Annotated in this window: 15 protein-coding genes; 7 read left to right on the forward strand and 8 right to left on the reverse strand. The window is 67.8% G+C overall.

All coding sequences use genetic code 11. The annotated features are described in order from the left end of the window. Positions 1-11 precede the first annotated feature (11 nt). The 4 genes from AYK61_RS25900 to AYK61_RS25915 all read left to right on the forward strand — a co-directional run bounded on the left by AYK61_RS25900 (position 12) and on the right by AYK61_RS25915 (position 2238). Positions 12-602 carry a DnaB-like helicase N-terminal domain-containing protein gene (locus tag AYK61_RS25900; protein WP_121873741.1) on the forward strand — a complete coding sequence of 197 codons (591 nt, stop codon included), beginning with the start codon at positions 12-14 and terminating at the stop codon, positions 600-602. Between the two features lie 173 nt (positions 603-775). Continuing rightward, positions 776-1045 (forward strand): hypothetical protein, encoded by a 270-nt coding sequence (locus AYK61_RS25905; protein WP_121873742.1) that lies wholly within the window; start codon positions 776-778, stop codon positions 1043-1045. Between the two features lie 60 nt (positions 1046-1105). Continuing rightward, positions 1106-1426, forward strand: a complete 321-nt coding sequence (locus tag AYK61_RS25910) for a ribbon-helix-helix domain-containing protein (protein ID WP_259468300.1) — start codon at positions 1106-1108, stop codon at positions 1424-1426. A 2-nt stretch (positions 1427-1428) separates the two neighbouring features. After that, positions 1429-2238 (forward strand): hypothetical protein, encoded by an 810-nt coding sequence (locus AYK61_RS25915; RefSeq protein WP_121873825.1) that lies wholly within the window; start codon positions 1429-1431, stop codon positions 2236-2238. An 86-nt stretch (positions 2239-2324) separates the two neighbouring features. Here the strand turns inward: AYK61_RS25915 and AYK61_RS25920 are convergent, their stop codons facing one another. From AYK61_RS25920 to AYK61_RS25930, 3 genes are read right to left on the reverse strand one after another with little or no spacing between them, the layout of a single operon-like run. Then, complete coding sequence (locus AYK61_RS25920) at positions 2325-2660, reverse strand: hypothetical protein (protein WP_121873744.1); 336 nt, start codon at positions 2658-2660, stop codon at positions 2325-2327. Positions 2661-2689: 29 nt separating this feature from the next. Then, a complete protein-coding gene (locus AYK61_RS25925; RefSeq protein WP_147458409.1) occupies positions 2690-2890 on the reverse strand; it encodes a hypothetical protein in 201 nt (66 codons plus the stop codon). Between the two features lie 18 nt (positions 2891-2908). After that, positions 2909-3847, reverse strand: coding sequence for a methyltransferase (locus AYK61_RS25930; RefSeq protein WP_121873746.1), 939 nt, complete (start codon positions 3845-3847; stop codon positions 2909-2911). A gap of 193 nt (positions 3848-4040) precedes the next feature. On the opposite strand from AYK61_RS25930, the gene AYK61_RS25935 reads away from it, so the two are divergent. Beyond that, complete coding sequence (locus tag AYK61_RS25935) at positions 4041-4256, forward strand: hypothetical protein (RefSeq protein ID WP_147458410.1); 216 nt, start codon at positions 4041-4043, stop codon at positions 4254-4256. 20 nt (positions 4257-4276) lie between these two features. On the opposite strand, the gene AYK61_RS25940 is transcribed toward AYK61_RS25935, so the two are convergent. From AYK61_RS25940 to AYK61_RS25960, 5 genes are all read right to left on the reverse strand, one after another. Further along, the gene (locus tag AYK61_RS25940) at positions 4277-4783 is read right to left on the reverse strand and encodes a hypothetical protein (RefSeq protein WP_259468301.1); all 507 of its coding nucleotides are present in this window, start codon (positions 4781-4783) and stop codon (positions 4277-4279) included. 89 nt (positions 4784-4872) lie between these two features. After that, positions 4873-5415, reverse strand: a complete 543-nt coding sequence (locus AYK61_RS25945; RefSeq protein ID WP_147458411.1) for a hypothetical protein — start codon at positions 5413-5415, stop codon at positions 4873-4875. A gap of 119 nt (positions 5416-5534) precedes the next feature. Next, entirely contained in the window at positions 5535-6284 is a 750-nt protein-coding gene (locus AYK61_RS25950) for a hypothetical protein (protein WP_147458412.1), read from the reverse strand. 7 nt (positions 6285-6291) lie between these two features. Further along, a complete protein-coding gene (locus tag AYK61_RS25955; protein ID WP_121873751.1) occupies positions 6292-6942 on the reverse strand; it encodes a M48 family metalloprotease in 651 nt (216 codons plus the stop codon). Next, on the reverse strand, positions 6942-7229 hold the full coding sequence (locus AYK61_RS25960) for a hypothetical protein (protein WP_147458413.1): 288 nt from the start codon (positions 7227-7229) through the stop codon (positions 6942-6944). Before AYK61_RS25960 ends, AYK61_RS25955 begins: the two co-directional genes overlap by 1 nt. 175 nt (positions 7230-7404) lie before the next feature. Between AYK61_RS25960 and mobF the strand changes: the two genes are divergently transcribed. Then, positions 7405-13206, forward strand: a complete 5802-nt coding sequence (gene mobF / locus AYK61_RS25965; RefSeq protein ID WP_183130569.1) for a MobF family relaxase — start codon at positions 7405-7407, stop codon at positions 13204-13206. A gap of 180 nt (positions 13207-13386) precedes the next feature. Beyond that, a complete protein-coding gene (locus AYK61_RS28130; protein ID WP_259468302.1) occupies positions 13387-14025 on the forward strand; it encodes a hypothetical protein in 639 nt (212 codons plus the stop codon). The last annotated feature ends 1419 nt before the right edge of the window (positions 14026-15444 follow it).

The following is a 15444-nucleotide window of genomic DNA, read 5'->3' on the forward strand; positions in this document are numbered from 1 at the left end:
CGAGGCCCACGATGAACGCACTACGCGCAGTCCCCACACCCGGCGACGACGCAGCGCAGGCACGCGCGGACCTCGCACCCGTCGAGGACCTCGACACGTCGGTCGAGCCCGGTTACGACCCGGCCACCGATCCCGAAGCGATGCTCCTGTGCGCCCTGATGGACGTCCGCAACCAAAGCGCCGCCGGAACCGACATCGAACGGATCACCAGCACACTCACCGCAGCGGACTTCGAAGATCCAGCGCACGCACGCATGTACGGCCACATCGTCGACCTCATCGCCGCCGGACAACCCCACGACTTCGCCTCCGTCACCGGCGCTCTCATCCGATCCGGAGCAGACGGAGCCAAAGACGCCCCGCTACGCAAACGGCTGATGGGCATCGTCACCGCCGGGGCGCATTCCGTCGCGGCCGTCCACTACGCCGACAACGTCCTGTCCCAGAGCTACCGCCGCAGCTTCCATGTCGCAGGCCAACGACTGACTCAGGCCGCCGAAGAAGCACCCGAAGCCGACCTGTTCGACTACATGGTCGAACTCGGCACCCGGCAGCGGGCAGCGTTCAACCGGCTCACCGCTTTTCGGCAGCCCCGCCCATGACGCTCGCTCACCCGCCGCTACGGCCCCGATTGCCGGATGGTGCTCACCCAACCCGCCACCGGTCGACGTCGACGGTTCTGTGGGTCCGCCTGCCGCGTTCGTGCCCACCGAGCCGGTGCACCCCAAACCGTTTTGTAGTACACAAAGTGATCGTTTTGTAGTACAATACTGGTATGGCGATTGAATGGACCGACAGTGCAGACAAGCACGGTATCGACCACGCCGACGCACTCCATGCGATCGAGAACGCGTACTACGTCGAGCGGGAGTTCGACGAGCCGCGAGTGCCGGGACTTGCGAAACCGTGGCTGTTCATCGGTCCACCTCGCACACTGGGGGGAGCACTGTTGGAGGTGATGGTCGAGGTGATCCCACCACGAGGAATGGTCGTCTTCCACGTCATGGAAGCCCGACCCAAACACCTCGACCGCATGACCGACTGACACCACGCAGGCGACGTTCCAGCCGTACAACCGCACAACCCCACTACAGAGGTGAACATCATGACCGAACGCACCGACCACCAGGCCCTGTCCGACTGGGCCGAGAACGAGATGACCCTGCCCAAGAACTCGACCACCGCTCTGCGCGGCGGCGACGCCGCAGCAGCGGGGCGAGCCCTGCTCGAACGAGCCGGAGGCGGCCGACCGCCGTTGGACCCGAACGCCCAACCCGGCCAAGAGTCCCCCCGCCGACAGGTCCGGCTCCCGAAACCACTGAGCGACAGTGTCGACGCCATCGCAGCACGGCAGGGCCGCAGGCCCGCCGACGTGATGCGCGAGGCCATCGCCGCCTACGCCGCCAGTCACAGCACCCCCGCGTGAGCATGACCGCCGTGGACGCCGCTGTGCTCGGTGCCGGACTGCCAGCGCACGTACGGGAGCAGATCGCTGCTGTCGTCGACGCGGCCGGCGACCTCGAGCACGTGCCGCCCGGTAGCGGTGCGTTGGCGGTGCAGGTGTGTTCGGCGTCGGAAACCTCGTACGACGCCGCGACGTGGAGCACCCTGGGCACCTACCGCGCCGCTGACGCCGCAACCCTGGCCGAACGGCTGCTCGACGCTCTCGGGGACAGTGCGAACATCGGAACCGACCTCGGCGTCCTCATCGTCACCCACACCCACACCGACATCGTCACCGACACCCTGGAGGCACCGGCCATGACCGCACCCACCGCCGACGGAACCCGCGCGCCGGCCGCGCCGCTGCTCACCCTCGACCTCGCCAAAGCCGACGTGCTCGACGACGATTTCGGGTGGCCCGAACCCGGCACCGAATCGGTCCCCGCGACGCCGCACTGGTTGCTGCAGGCGGCCATCCAGTCCGGTGCCGTCACCTACGACCGGGGACTGTGGGGCGAGCTCGCACTGTCGGCCGAGTTCACCGCCGCGAACCGGCACGAGCTCCAATTCGTGATCACCTACGAGATCGACGGCGCACCGAACATCGTCGACGGCGACACCACCGACTACCCGAGCAACTTCAACGAACTCTCCGACGACGAACAGAACGCCGTCCCGTCCACACTGGTCCCGGTGCCCGAGACCGCCACGTTGTGGCTGACGTACCTCGTCGACGCCTTCAACGCCCTGCACGCGAGCACCGACAAGCTCGTACGCGGCTGGCCCCAGCACTAGAACCCCGCCCGGACAGCGAAATGCCCCGACCGTCATGCGTGGTCGGGGCTTTCTGCTGTCTCGCGGACCGATGCAGGTGGCGTAGGTCAGTCCTGGTGGATGGTGCGCAGCAGCTGTGCGAGTGCGAGCGCGGTGATCGGATCGTCGAGTGAGGCCGCGGCCGCGACGACCAACGCGAGGTCGCCCGAGTCCTGCACCGCATCGAGCAGATCGAGCGATGCGTCGACGGCGAAGTTCGGGCCCGAGATGTCGTTGATGATCGCCAGCAGCTCGACGAACCGCGACCCGGTCGCCACCGGAACCGTGCTGTGGAGCAACTCGAACGCGGCCACTGCTTCGGGGGAACACAGTTCAGTGAGGATTGCCAGTTCCAGACTGTCGATCTCGGACAGTGCGGCGGCAGAGGATTCGGTTGAACTCATGGGGCGTGCCCTTCGGTGAGGTGAACATGTCAGAGGGGTAATCCGGGGGTGAGAGGCAGGGAGGTGACGATGGCACCGACGAGGCATCCACACGCGATCGTCGCCAGGCGTCTGTTGGTGCGATCCTCCCAATAGGCCTCGGTCACGAACACCTTGCGTAGCAATCCAGCGGCGCACGCGAGAAACGCGGCGACAACCATTAGCAAGGACAACCAGCGCAGGGCTGTCATCAACAGGTCCATCATCGGTCAGCGTCCGAGATCGTGTGCAACGCGCGGTTGCGGGGATTGCACCGGTGGTGTCGCTTCGCGTGGGTGACTCGGCCGGCGGTTGAGAACCGCTCGCAGGGAGGGAGGAGTCGACGGTGTCGAGGTCCCGCCGGCAACTGACGCGCGTGACTGACCTTGCGCCGCAGGGTCGTCCATCGGCGCGATGTCCGGTCGTGGCTCGAACGACTGCGTTCGCTTCTGCAGATCGTCCAGTTCACCACTGAGTGCGGCGACTTGGTCGCGGTCACGCACGGTGTCGAGAGTGGCGATGTTCGCCCGGAGAGAGGCGATGCGATGACGCCGCTCGACTGTCGCGCGTTCGTGCGCTGTGATCGGTGCCGCGTGGTTCACGGTCAGTTTCTGGCTCTCGGGATCCGCGGTGACGGAACCTCCGACCCGATCGGCGATCGCGGAAGCAATGCGCGTCGCATCCGCTGTCGAATACACCCCGACCACGGTCCGGGAATCAGGAATCGGGTCCGGACGGGTCGACTGCACTCGGACCTCGCTCACGTCCGGCGCGGTAGTGGGAGCGTCGATCCGCGAGGGTGCGGAGTCGGCGAATTGAGCGATCACCTCTGCTACTGCGGGCGGGGCCGGCACCTGCGCCTTGCGGACACCCGCCGCGTACCCGGGTTCGCTACTGAGCACCACCGCCAATTCGTTGGGAGTCCCGGTGAACGGGAGCTCGGTGTGTGCGCCGTCGCTCGACCGAACACTGACCGTGGCGGCGATACGGTCGACTTCCCGGCCGGCGGAGAGCATCGCGGCTTGGCTGACGGCGAAGGACGCCGCCGCTGTCCGCGACTGAAACTCGGCGCGGGCGAACACGTGTCCGGGATCGTTGTGTTGATCGAGGGTCGCGACCTCGACGGTGATCGATTCGGAATGGGTGGGACGATTTCGTGCAGAAGTCATGAGGAGTGATCCTTTGGGCGTTGTGCGCGCGTGTTCTCCCGGAGACGGCACGCGCGGAGAAGTGCGGGAAGTGCGGGAAGTGCGGTGGATCAGCCAGCGTCGACATGCCGGCTGCCGCCGAGCGCGGCGGAACTTGTCGGTGGTGTGGTGTCTACTGGCCGCCACACGGGCGACCCCCAGAACGAGAAGCGAGGTGATGATCGTGGTGATCGCGATAGTTATCGGAATCGTCGTCGTCGTTGCGGTGTTGCGCGCCGGCGTCACCGACGACGGAGGTTGGCGATTCGCACCGGTACGCGCAACGGGCATGGTGTTCGGAATGGGGTTCCGAATCGTGGCCGTGGTGGCCGGCATCCTGTTCGCGATGGCCGTCGCCGTCGTGGCCAGTGCGTTCAGCAGCCCGCTGTGACTTCTCGCCCGGCCCCGGTGTCAGAACAGTGTGGGAGTGCCGCTCTCCAGTAGAGCTGCCTGCACCGCTGCGTCGTCCCAACCCGTACGCACCGCGGCACGCAACCGGCGCGAGCGCGCAGCACGTGCGGCTCGATCCGGCCCGTACCAAAGCCCGGGTTGGCGACGTCCACCGCCGCGTCCCTTCGCGGCCATGTCGCGCAGATTCTGCGACTGATTCCCATCGACCACGTGAAGAGGCTGTTGCTGCGCCTCGTCCAGCGTCACCCGTACACAGATCGGGTTGTCGCACATATGCAATGCGTTCACCGACTCGTCGATCGACCCACCGAGCGCGATCGCCAACGCGTAACGATGCGGGCGAACCACCCGCGGTTGTCCACCGCGGGAGACCCAGAATCTGCCGTATCCATCGTCGGCGATGGCCCCGATCCAGATCGCACACGAGGACCGACGCGGCCCGTGCACGACGTAGCTGCGGAACCGAGCTTGCTCGTCGTTGTCGCCCACTGCTAACGGTTTCGGCACCGACTCCCCACCCACCTAACGCTTCCCGGATAGTCGGCTCGTTGCGAGCGTGGCCCGCTGTCGAGGACCTCATCGACCCGTCTCCCGCGCTATCCGGTGTGCGCCAGTGACTGTACGTCGGGAGCGTTGCCGGTGTGCCCGTGTTCGTTCTGCGGCTGATGTTCCGGGGGAACGGTCGTCGCCGTCTCCGTGGGGCCTTGCTCGCCGGTGGTGGTCGAGGATGCATCCTCGCTCGCGTTCAGGCTGATCCGCGGACGCTTCGTCGCGGTGCTCGTACCGCGTTTGCGTGACTCCGTCGACTTACCGCCGGCGGCAGCTGCGATGACCGACGTCGGCACGGTGAGGCCGATGTCGCGGAGCTCGGCCGCCGTCCACCCGCCAGTCAGCGCTTCCTTCATGGCGGCATGGACGGCCTTCTTGCTGACCTCGACCGACTTCGTCGCTGCGCGTTTGGTGGCCTCGGCGGCTTTGATCGCGGCGTCGGCTTCGGCACGCCGCTTGGCGGCGTTCTCCTCGGCGGTGCCGACTGCTTGCTGTGCGGTCACGATGGCTTCGGCCAAGGCGACACGTCCACGAACAGCGGCCTCGGCTGCGGCGTAGATCGCTTCTGTGTTGATGGGGGTGACACTCATGAGTTGCGGGCCTTTCAAGTCGCCCGAACCGTCGGCAACAGCAGCGCGACGAGTTCGGTGGGTACACGAATCGGCGCTTGAAGGATCGACCCGCAACGGCATCCTCAGCGCCGCCGAGTCTACCTCCTCGACTCCCCCCGGGCAGCGTCTCGTACGAGAACGTCGACCCGTGAGCGGCTGCATCGGAACAGGGCGATCGAGGCTGGCAGCCACTGCCCGGGACCGGCATCGACGAACCCGGCGTCGAGATACAACTGTCGAACCTTCGGGGCCGATCGGCGTACCGAGACATACACCGCGAGCTCGGTGTCATCAGCGAACGCCAACGCCCGTTGCGCGATCACCGCAGCGCGCCGAGACCCAGAATGTTTGTGTCCGAAGTAGCCCCAGCCTTCGAGCACCAACCACCGCGAACCGAACCGCACCCGGAGTGCTTCGCCATCGCCACCCACTTCTGCGAACCGTGCAGGCCGGTACCGGGGATCACGCAGATACCCGGTCCACGCCGCCCCCGCCAACATCACGACCACAACCGCAAGTGCAGTCCCTACGGCCGGTAGGGCCCAAGCGTCGCTGCTTCCCGCCGCCCAGCCGAGCGCAGTACCGACCACCGCGATTCCGAACAGGCCCGGTATCCACACGACCTTCCCGCCGGGCAACGACGCGACTCCGCCGCGCACGGACGCGACTCCGCCGCGCACGGACGTGCCATCGTCCGTGCGAGGGGGAGGTTTGCGGGGCAATGTCGCCGCGACCTTCACAGCGGCCGGCCACCGCAGCAACCTCACCTCGCCCGCATCGTCGGATCGAGCGACCGAGGCAATGAACCTGTTCCGCAACGCGCGCACTTGCTCGTCGCGGCTGGGCACCGGCAACCTAACGTCTCTGGGCTTCGCGGCGACGTTGCCGCGCGACCCGCATCCGGTGCGATGGGTGGGTGTGCGACGGCCAGACGGTCGAACGAGGACCGTTCGCGGCGTACACGGCCAAGCACGCCGCAACACCGTCCCTGCCGAACAGACGCGCCGCGACACCATCCGCGTAGTACTCACGCGGCCAACTCATCACCATGAGCGCGCCCACGATGGCAGCACCCACCGACGGAATGAACAAGGGGAACCACACCGACCCGGCCAACCCGCCGTTGGCATCGCGCGTCGACGACACGAACGCTGCGGCGCAGCCACCGAGCAGGATCACCACCAGAACGACGTACGCCACGTAGTAGAGCCGGCGGGCGCGACGAAGCTTGGTCAAGTCCTCACGGTGCCCCAATTCGTGGGCCAACAATGCCGACGACGGCAACGACTGCGGATCCGGCTGCGCACTGATCCATCCGTCCGTGATACCCAACGTGTCGGTGCCGTGGTGATAGCGAGCACCCATGCCCAAGGGGCCGGGGAGAAACTCGACGGACGGGGGAGGGGACTGGCCGAGCAGCGCCGCGATTTCACCGACACGAGCCACCCATGCCTCGCGTTGTTCCTCACTCGTCGTGGACTGCGGCACCGGTCGACGCGCGGCCATCACCCGCCTCCGCGTCCACTGCCATGGGCAGCTACACGCGAGACCAGGGCGCGCGCCGACTCGGCATCCAGGCCCACCATCTCCGCCGCCACATCCAGGCCACCGACATGGGCCTGCAACTCGATCAACGCCGCCACCATCGCCTGCTCGGCTGCGACGACTTGAGATTGGGCTGCCAGAAACGATGCCACCGCCGGGCGAGCCGAGCCGGCCGCGCCGGCCACCTTTGCCGCCGCCGCCGCGCGGCGCTGCGCTCGTGTGGAGATCAGATCACCTGACCTGCTCACCGCAGTACCCACCTCCACACAGACACGTCAGTCAGCACTCGTCACGACCCACAGGCCCTCGCCTACAGCCCAGTTCTCGTCGCCCCACCATTTCACCTCACGAATCCAAGATCAAGCCCTACAGACCTCTTGCATTAAGGATAACGAAACGATAACAGCAGCTATGCTCTGTGTCGTGACCGCGACGATGCACAAGCTGACGGCCGGGGACGGGTACATGTACCTGATCCGGCAGGTCGCTGCGCACGACGCCACCGCACGTGGACGCGACACTCTCGCGGATTACTACTCCTCGAAAGGCGAGTCGCCCGGCCTCTGGATGGGCTCGGGGCTGCCCACGCTGCGCACCATCGGCGCAGGCGACGAGGTCACCGAAGCGCACATGCTCGCCCTGTTCGGCGAAGGCAAACACCCCGCCGCGACCGCCATCGAGGCTCAGCACGCCACCGCCCTCGTCGCCGACGGTGCCAGCAAGAAGGACGCCGCCGCGCTCGCGCTGCGAGAGAGCAAGCTGGGCAACCCCTTTCGGATTCACTCCGGCGTCACCGAGTTCCGCAAGGCGGTCGGCGAAGCGTTCACCGAACACAACGCCGCCCTCGGTCTGCCCGCCCACGCGCCGGTCGACGACGATGTCCGTGCACAGATCCGCACCCGAATCGCCCGCGAGATGTTCGAGACCGAACTCGGCCGCGCACCGCTCGACGACCGCGAACTCAGCGGCTGGGTCGCCAAGAACTCCCGCGCCAAGACCACCGCCGTCGCCGGATACGACGTCACCTTCTCCCCGGTGAAGTCGGTCAGCGCCCTCTGGGCGCTGGCCCCGCGAGAGATGTCCGAAGCGATCGAAGCCGCCCACCACGACGCGGTCAAAGACGCGCTCGACTGGTTCGAGAACAACGCCCTGCTCACTCGGCTCGGCACCGACGGTGTGCAGCAGGTCGACACCGAAGGAATGCTCGCCGCCGCCTTCACCCACCGCGACTCCCGCGCGGGAGAGCCCGACCTGCACACCCACGTCGCGATATCGAACAAGGTGAAAGTCAAAGGGCAGAACAAGTGGCTCGCCATCGACGGCCGGCCACTGCACAAAGCGATGGTCGCGATCTCCGAGACCTACAACACCCGCCTCGAGGGATACCTCCGAGACCGTCTCGGCGTCGACTTCGCCGAACGCGTCGGCACCGACCCCGGCAAACGCCCGATCCGCGAAATCGTCGGCGTCGACGCCGATCTGGCCGCTCGCTGGTCCTCCCGCGCCGGGATGATCGACCTGCGCCGCGGAGAGCTCGCCGCCGAGTTCCAGCGCGAACTCGGCCGCGAACCCACACCCGCCGAAGCCCGCAAACTCAACCAACGCGCCAACCTCGAAACCCGCGAAGCCAAACACGAACCACGCTCACTCGCAGAACAACGCGCCGCCTGGCGTGCCGAAGCGATCGAAGTCCTCGGAAACGAACGCACTCTCTCGGAAATGATCCGCCGCACCACCCACGATCACGGGCCCGTACGCGAACCCGTCACCGTGGACGCTCAGTGGATCGCCGACAGCGCCGACCACGCCCTGTCGGTGGTCGGTCAGAGCCGCGCCCGCTGGCAGCAATGGCATGTGCGCGCCGAAGCGGCCCGCATCGTGCGCGCACACTCTGTCCCGAGCGAGCAGATGGAATACGCCATCACCGCCATCACCGATGCTGCTCTGGACCCGCAGCGATCGGTCGCGTTGGGACCGGACGACGACCTGGACGAACCGGGGGTATTACGCCGCAGCAACGGGGCGAGCGTCTACACCACCGAAGGCACGCGCCTCTACACCTGCGAGTCCATCCTCGCCGCCGAAGATCGCCTCGTGCAGGGCGCGCAACTGGACGGGGGACGCAGCGTCGATCCGCTCACTGTCGACCTCGCCTTGCTCGAACACGCCGCCAACAAATTCGACCTCAACGCCTCCCAAGCACAGATGGTCCGCGAGCTCGCCACCTCCGGGAAACGCCTCCAGCTCGCCCTCGCACCCGCCGGCACCGGCAAGACCACCGCCATGGCCGTACTGCGGAGCAGCTGGGAAGCAGAAGGGGGCCACGTCCTCGGTCTGGCACCGACCGCCGCCGCAGCCTCCGCCCTCGAACAAGACCTCGACGCAACCACCGACACCCTCGGCAAACTCGTCCACACCCTGCGCGAACTCGACGACGCCGCACCCGGCGAGGTCGTGACAGTCCCCGACTGGTTCGACAGCATCGACCACCGTTCCCTCGTCGTCATCGACGAAGCCGGCATGGCCTCGACCGCCGACCTCGACCTGGCCGTGCAGTTCGTTCTCGACCGCGGTGGCAGTGTCCGTCTGGTCGGAGACGATCAACAGCTCGCCTCCGTCGCCGCCGGCGGAGTGCTCCGCGACATCGCCACCACCACCGGGGCGATCACCCTCACCGACGTCGTCCGGTTCGAGGACAACGCCGAAGGCCTCGCCTCCCTGGACCTGCGAGCCGGAAACGCCGAAGCCATCGGCTTCTACATCGACAACAACCGAGTCCACGTCGGAGATCTCGTCGCCGCCGAAGACCAGGCCTACTCGGCATGGCAACGCGACATCGACAACGGCCTCGACGCAGTCATGCTCGCCCCCACCCGTGAGACGGTCCGCACCCTCAACGAACGCGCCCGCATCGACCGCCTCGCAGCGACGGGCAAGACGGTCATCGGCCGCGAAATCACCGTGGCCGACGGACTGCACGCCTCGGTCGGTGACGTCATCACCACCCGCCGCAACGATCGACGACTCGTCGTCGGTGCCACCGACTTCGTCCGCAACGGCAACCGGTGGACCATCGAGGAAACGAACGCCGACGGCAGCCTGAAAGTCCGCCGCATCGGAGACAGCCGCGTGGTGACCCTGCCCGCCGACTACGTCAGCGAACAGGTCACCCTCGGCTACGCCCGCACCATCCACGGCGCACAGGGCATCACCGCCGACACCTGCCACACCGTTCTGAGCGGACACGAGACCCGCCAGCTCGCCTACGTCGCCGCCACCCGTGGCCGCCACGAGAACCACCTGTACTTCGGGTCCGCCCTCGACGGCGACGAACACTCGGTCATCACCCCCGAAGCCGTCACACCTCAGACGGCGGTGGACCTGTTCACCCGCATCCTCGGCCGAGACGGCGCGCAGGAATCGGCCACCACCGCCGCCCGCCGCCTCGCAGACCCCGCCGAGCGACTCCCGATCGCCGCAGCGGCCTACGACGATGCCGTCGGCACCGCCGCAGAACAGGTCCTCGGCGACGACGAGATGGAGCGCATCGACACCGAAGCGGACACGAGCGTCCCCGGCGTCACCGACGCCGCCGCATGGCCGGTGCTGCGCAAGCACCTGGCCATCCTCGCCGTCGACGGAACCGATCCGATCGCCGTCCTCACCGCCGCCGCGAACCACCGCGAACTCGACACCGCCGTCGACGTCGCCGCCGTGCTGGACTGGAGACTCGACCCGAGCGGGGAGCACTCCGCCGGCCACGGACCCCTGCCGTGGCTGCCCGCCATCCCCACCGCCCTCCGAAAAGACCCCACGTGGGGTAGCTACCTCACCGCCCGAGCAGACCTGGTCGACACCCTCTCGACAGCAGTCGACGAACGCGCCCACGACTGGACGAGCGAGACCGCGCCGGTCTGGGCTCGCCCCTTCCTCGACCACCCCGACCTGCTCGCAGACCTCGCCGTGTGGCGCGCAGCGCGCACTGTCGACGACATCGACCTCCGGCCCACCGGCCCTTGGCAGTTCGCGGCCGCACACAAGCGGCAGCAGAACAGGCTCGACAAGAGGGCAGCAAGGGTCATCGGCTCGCCCCACGCCGCCACCAACGCCTGGAGAGCGCTCGCGCAGAAGATCGAGCCGCGGATCCTCACCGACCCGTTCTGGCCGGTGCTCGCACTCCGGCTGACCACCGCCCGCCGCGCCGGACTCGACGTCCCCGCCTTGCTGCGCTCGGTCACCGGGGACCGCCCACTTCCCGACGAGATGCCCGCCGCAGCCCTGTGGTGGCGACTCTCGCGCACCCTGAGCCCGGCAGCACTGGACTCCACGACAACGTCCAAGCACCTCGCACCGCACTGGACGCCCGCGCTCGACGTCGTGTTCGGCGAGGAGACGGCCCGCACGATCCGCAGCGATCACGCATGGCCCTCCCTCGTCGCCGCGGTCGACAACGCACCCATCGACTGGGAGCCGGAGCAGATCCTCGCCTTCACCGATGCGCTGCTCACCCAGGCCCGCGACGCCGACGACGAACTACGCCCCGACGAACTCACCCAAGCGTTGGCGTGGCGAATCACCGCCCTGAGCCATCACGAGTTCACCCACGACGACTTCCCGGCCGTCGAGCACGCACTGGTCGACCCTGTCGAGGAGGAGGCAGCAGCAACGGTCGCCGGAAAGGCCGACCCGTACCGATCGACTCCCGCCGCCGCACAGACCCACGACCCCGAGACCACCACCGCAACCGTCATCGAGACCGGTCCGGTGTTCGACGTCGGCTTCGACGACTACTACCCCGAGCCCAGCGACGCGGACCTGCCTCCCGACCCGGAGTCCGACCTGCCCCCACCGGACTTCGAGTACGACACCGGAGCCGACTGGGACATGCTCGCGGAGTCGATGGACTCCCTGCGCATGGTCCGCCCCGAACACGAAGACATCGCACCCGCCGCACGCGTGGCCGCCCTGCACGCCGAGCTCGCCGACGCACGCACCCGCAGCAACGATCTCTGGCGCGCGTACCTCGACGAACGAGGCCCCGCGATGACCGCCGCGATCTCCATGATCGTCGATATCCGCACCCGCGCAGACGCCCTGCGCCCGCTGTACTTCGCCGCACAGGACGCACACGCCCGGTGGCTCGACACCACCCACGAACTCGAAACCACCGACGCCCGATGCCGAGACCTCGCCCGAGTCGCGGCAGCCGCGACCAAGGACGGCCGCGACGACGACGCACTCCACGCCCAAGCCGACCTCGCCCTGCTCGAGATACTGCGCGAGCACGCTCACGCCACCGAACGCGACGCACACCAACTCTGGCAGCGGGCCCAGACCGACCTCGAGACCGCCGCCGGGGGACCCGGCAACATCGTCACCACCGCCGACGCCGACGTCATCCGCGACACAGCCGCCAGCATCGACCAGATGTCCGTCGACGACGCCCGCGCCACCGTCCGCGCACTCGAAGGCGAAATCATGCGCGCGGAAATGCACGAAGCCCACCACGATGCCCCCACCGTCGCCGAACACACCCCCCTGCCGCCGGCACGCTCGCCCGAGCCGGACAGTCGCGGCCAGGTCGCCGTCCTCACCAAGCCCGACGTCGACCGTGCAAGCCCCACCGCCGCACCGAAAAAGCCTGCGCAGAATCGCAGTACACCGGCTCGATCCGACCGCACCACAGCGCGCCTTGCTCTGTCGGATCCAGCGTTCGCGGCGGTCGAGCCCTCCCGAGATCCCCGTGCACTCACCACCGAGTCCGTCGATTCGGAACTCCCGGCATCCGAAGCGTCGGCGATGCCCGACTCCGAGCCGGACCTGCACGGGACATCGCTTCCCGACGAGAGCGCCCCATCGGTGTCGAGCAGTGTCAGCACTGAGGCAACTGCTACTGCCGAACCGACAGAGACCACAGTCGATCCGGACCTGATCGAGGAACGCATCGCCGAAGGAACCAAGGCCATGAAGACCGCAACACCCGAGCTCAAAGCCAAGATCAAACAGACCACGCTCAGTCAACGGCTCAATCCCAGCGAGAGCGGGGCCGCGACGTTGGCTCGCTACCGCGCAGAACTCGACCGCCGCGCCGCCCTCACGCAGGACGAACGCGCCGCCGAAGACGCGGTACGCGAACGACTACGCAAACAGCAGGCAAAGGGAAGCAAGGGACCGCACCGAGAACCCGAGAGCGGCCCACGAAAGGACCGTGGACATGAACTGTGAGCACCGAACGAAGGACGGACCACGATGGACGAGCCCGACCAGCCGAACGGACGCACCGAGCCGGTGTGCCGCACGAGTAGATTTTTCGCTTTCACCACACACCGAGCGGGGGCGCAGCGACCATGGCGCGTGACGACCAGGACCAACCGTCCCTGTTTTCGATCGGAGAGGGGACCGACGATGTCGGAACCGGAGATGACCGTGGATCTGCGGATCCGCGACGAAGTGCGCAGGATCTGGGGGGAGTGGATCGGACTCGATCCGGACCTGCCCGAGACCGCACGCGAGGAACAGATCGAACGCGAAGCGGCACGACTGACCCAACTGGTGGAGGAAACGGTGGGGGACAGCGCCCACGGCTTCCTGATGGATCGGTGGCGGGCCGAGAACCCGGGCGTGACACCGGACTACCCCACGACCGTGGCGTTGATGACCACGGCCTGGCACTCGGCACGATCGAAGATCCTCGAGGAACACCTCTACCCGCAGGTGACCGAGGAGATCTACCAACGGGTGATCTCCACGGACGCAGTGATCGAGGAGGAGCGCCGAGCGCACCTGCAGAGCGCGCAGGACAAGGGCGACGAGATGCGTTGGACGACACTGTCGGTGGACATCTCGCCGCTGGCGAGCCGGATCGTGGACCGGGTGTGGATGGACCGCCCGGGTCGATTCCTGCTGCTCGCCCAGGCGCTGATCCAGCAACGACTCGACGACAACCAGCCGACGCCGACCACAGCGAGCGATCCGATCGCCGCGGACCTCGAAACGTTGATCCTCGACGAGATGGACCGGACGCCGGGCACGACTCCCTTCTGACCCTTCGGGCGCAGTGGGTCGACGCCCACACGGCCACCGCCGACATTCTGCACCGAGGAGGCCGGCTCAGGCAGCACCTCGACAACGCCGAGCGCGCGCTCGAACGCGCACGCCAGCAAGACAACCGCGACGGCATCGAGGCACTGACACAGCGGATCTCGGACCTGTCCTACCGCCGCACCCGACTGCTCGCCGACTACGAGCGCGCCCGCGCGGCCGAAGGGCAGCTCGGCAACGCCCTGCGCGCCGCCGGGATCGATCCCGCCTCGATCAACCACAGCGCCGCCGCCCGCGCCGACGCCGCGCAACGCCGCACGCCGCCGACCTGGGCCAACGACCCCGCCACCGGACGCCAACTCGACACCCTGCGCACGCTGCTCGCCCGATCCGGACTACCCGACGACACAGTCGACGCGCGCCTGACCAAAGCCGAGGCAGACCGCTCCATCAAGGCCATCCTCGCCGGCGAGCTGCCACTGCTGCGCAGCACCGACGAGACGACGCCGCCGGCACCCCCGCCCGCGTCGGCACACGAGGTACTCACCGAGCGCATCCGCGCCGCCGTCCTCGCCGACGCGGATCTGACCGTCTCGGCTCAGGCGTCATCGAACACCTTCGCCCAGTTCCAGTCGTGGGCACTGGCACGGACGAAAACGGTCATGCTCGACACCGTCGTCGGCATCGACGACACCGACACCGCGCTCACCGGCGCCGCACAATCGCTGCTGGCCGATCCTGCCCGCCTCGACGCACTTCCCCACGAGCTGGTCGACCTGCTCTGGCAGACCCACCACCGGGCACCCGAGGCCGACCCCACCCAGCCGGACCCCACAGGGTCAGAGACCACCGACGAAGCAGCACGTCAGCACCTCGCCCAGAACGAGCTCGACAATGCCGCCACCGCTGCGATCGTCGACTTCGACGATCGAGGCCGCCGCGCCTACGACCCGCGCGCGCCCTTCGCCGCGCCCGATCCCTCCGCCGACCCCGTCGTCGCCGCAGCACTCGAATCCCTGCCCTCCGACAGCGTCGACGCCACACAGATCCGCGCCGACTTCATCCACGGCTACACCACCGCCGCCAACACCGATGCTGCCAGGCACGCCGCTGCGACCACCGAAACATCGCTTCCCGCTGACGATTCCGCCGACACCGCGACACCCCGCGAGGTACACCACGCGCCGGTCGAGGTGCCCCAGTACGAGACCGGAGAACCCCTCACCAGCCCGTTGTGGCGCAGCAACAGCCTCATCGCCGCCCAACGCCCCGACGGCTCCACCGTCTACATCAGCGCCGACACCGCCCGCCGCTATGCCGACGTCTCCGACACCGTCACGCCAGAACCCGAACCCCAGACCACGACCGAACCGGACGCGACACCCGAACCCGAAACCGCCCCCGAACTCAGCGGCGTCGACG

The organism is Rhodococcus sp. SBT000017 (genome assembly GCF_003688915.1).
GTDB lineage: Bacteria > Actinomycetota > Actinomycetes > Mycobacteriales > Mycobacteriaceae > Rhodococcoides.

Coding starts and splice junctions, on each gene's coding strand:
- AYK61_RS28130 (WP_259468302.1), top strand. CDS start 13,387: ATGTCGGAACCGGAGATGACCGTGGATCTGCGGATCCGCGACGAAGTG.
- AYK61_RS25930 (WP_121873746.1), bottom strand. CDS start 3,847: ATGACTTCTGCACGAAATCGTCCCACCCATTCCGAATCGATCACCGTC.
- AYK61_RS25955 (WP_121873751.1), bottom strand. CDS start 6,942: ATGGCCGCGCGTCGACCGGTGCCGCAGTCCACGACGAGTGAGGAACAA.
- AYK61_RS25925 (WP_147458409.1), bottom strand. CDS start 2,890: ATGACAGCCCTGCGCTGGTTGTCCTTGCTAATGGTTGTCGCCGCGTTT.
- AYK61_RS25915 (WP_121873825.1), top strand. CDS start 1,429: ATGACCGCCGTGGACGCCGCTGTGCTCGGTGCCGGACTGCCAGCGCAC.
- AYK61_RS25910 (WP_259468300.1), top strand. CDS start 1,106: ATGACCGAACGCACCGACCACCAGGCCCTGTCCGACTGGGCCGAGAAC.
- AYK61_RS25945 (WP_147458411.1), bottom strand. CDS start 5,415: ATGAGTGTCACCCCCATCAACACAGAAGCGATCTACGCCGCAGCCGAG.
- AYK61_RS25920 (WP_121873744.1), bottom strand. CDS start 2,660: ATGAGTTCAACCGAATCCTCTGCCGCCGCACTGTCCGAGATCGACAGT.
- AYK61_RS25905 (WP_121873742.1), top strand. CDS start 776: ATGGCGATTGAATGGACCGACAGTGCAGACAAGCACGGTATCGACCAC.
- AYK61_RS25900 (WP_121873741.1), top strand. CDS start 12: ATGAACGCACTACGCGCAGTCCCCACACCCGGCGACGACGCAGCGCAG.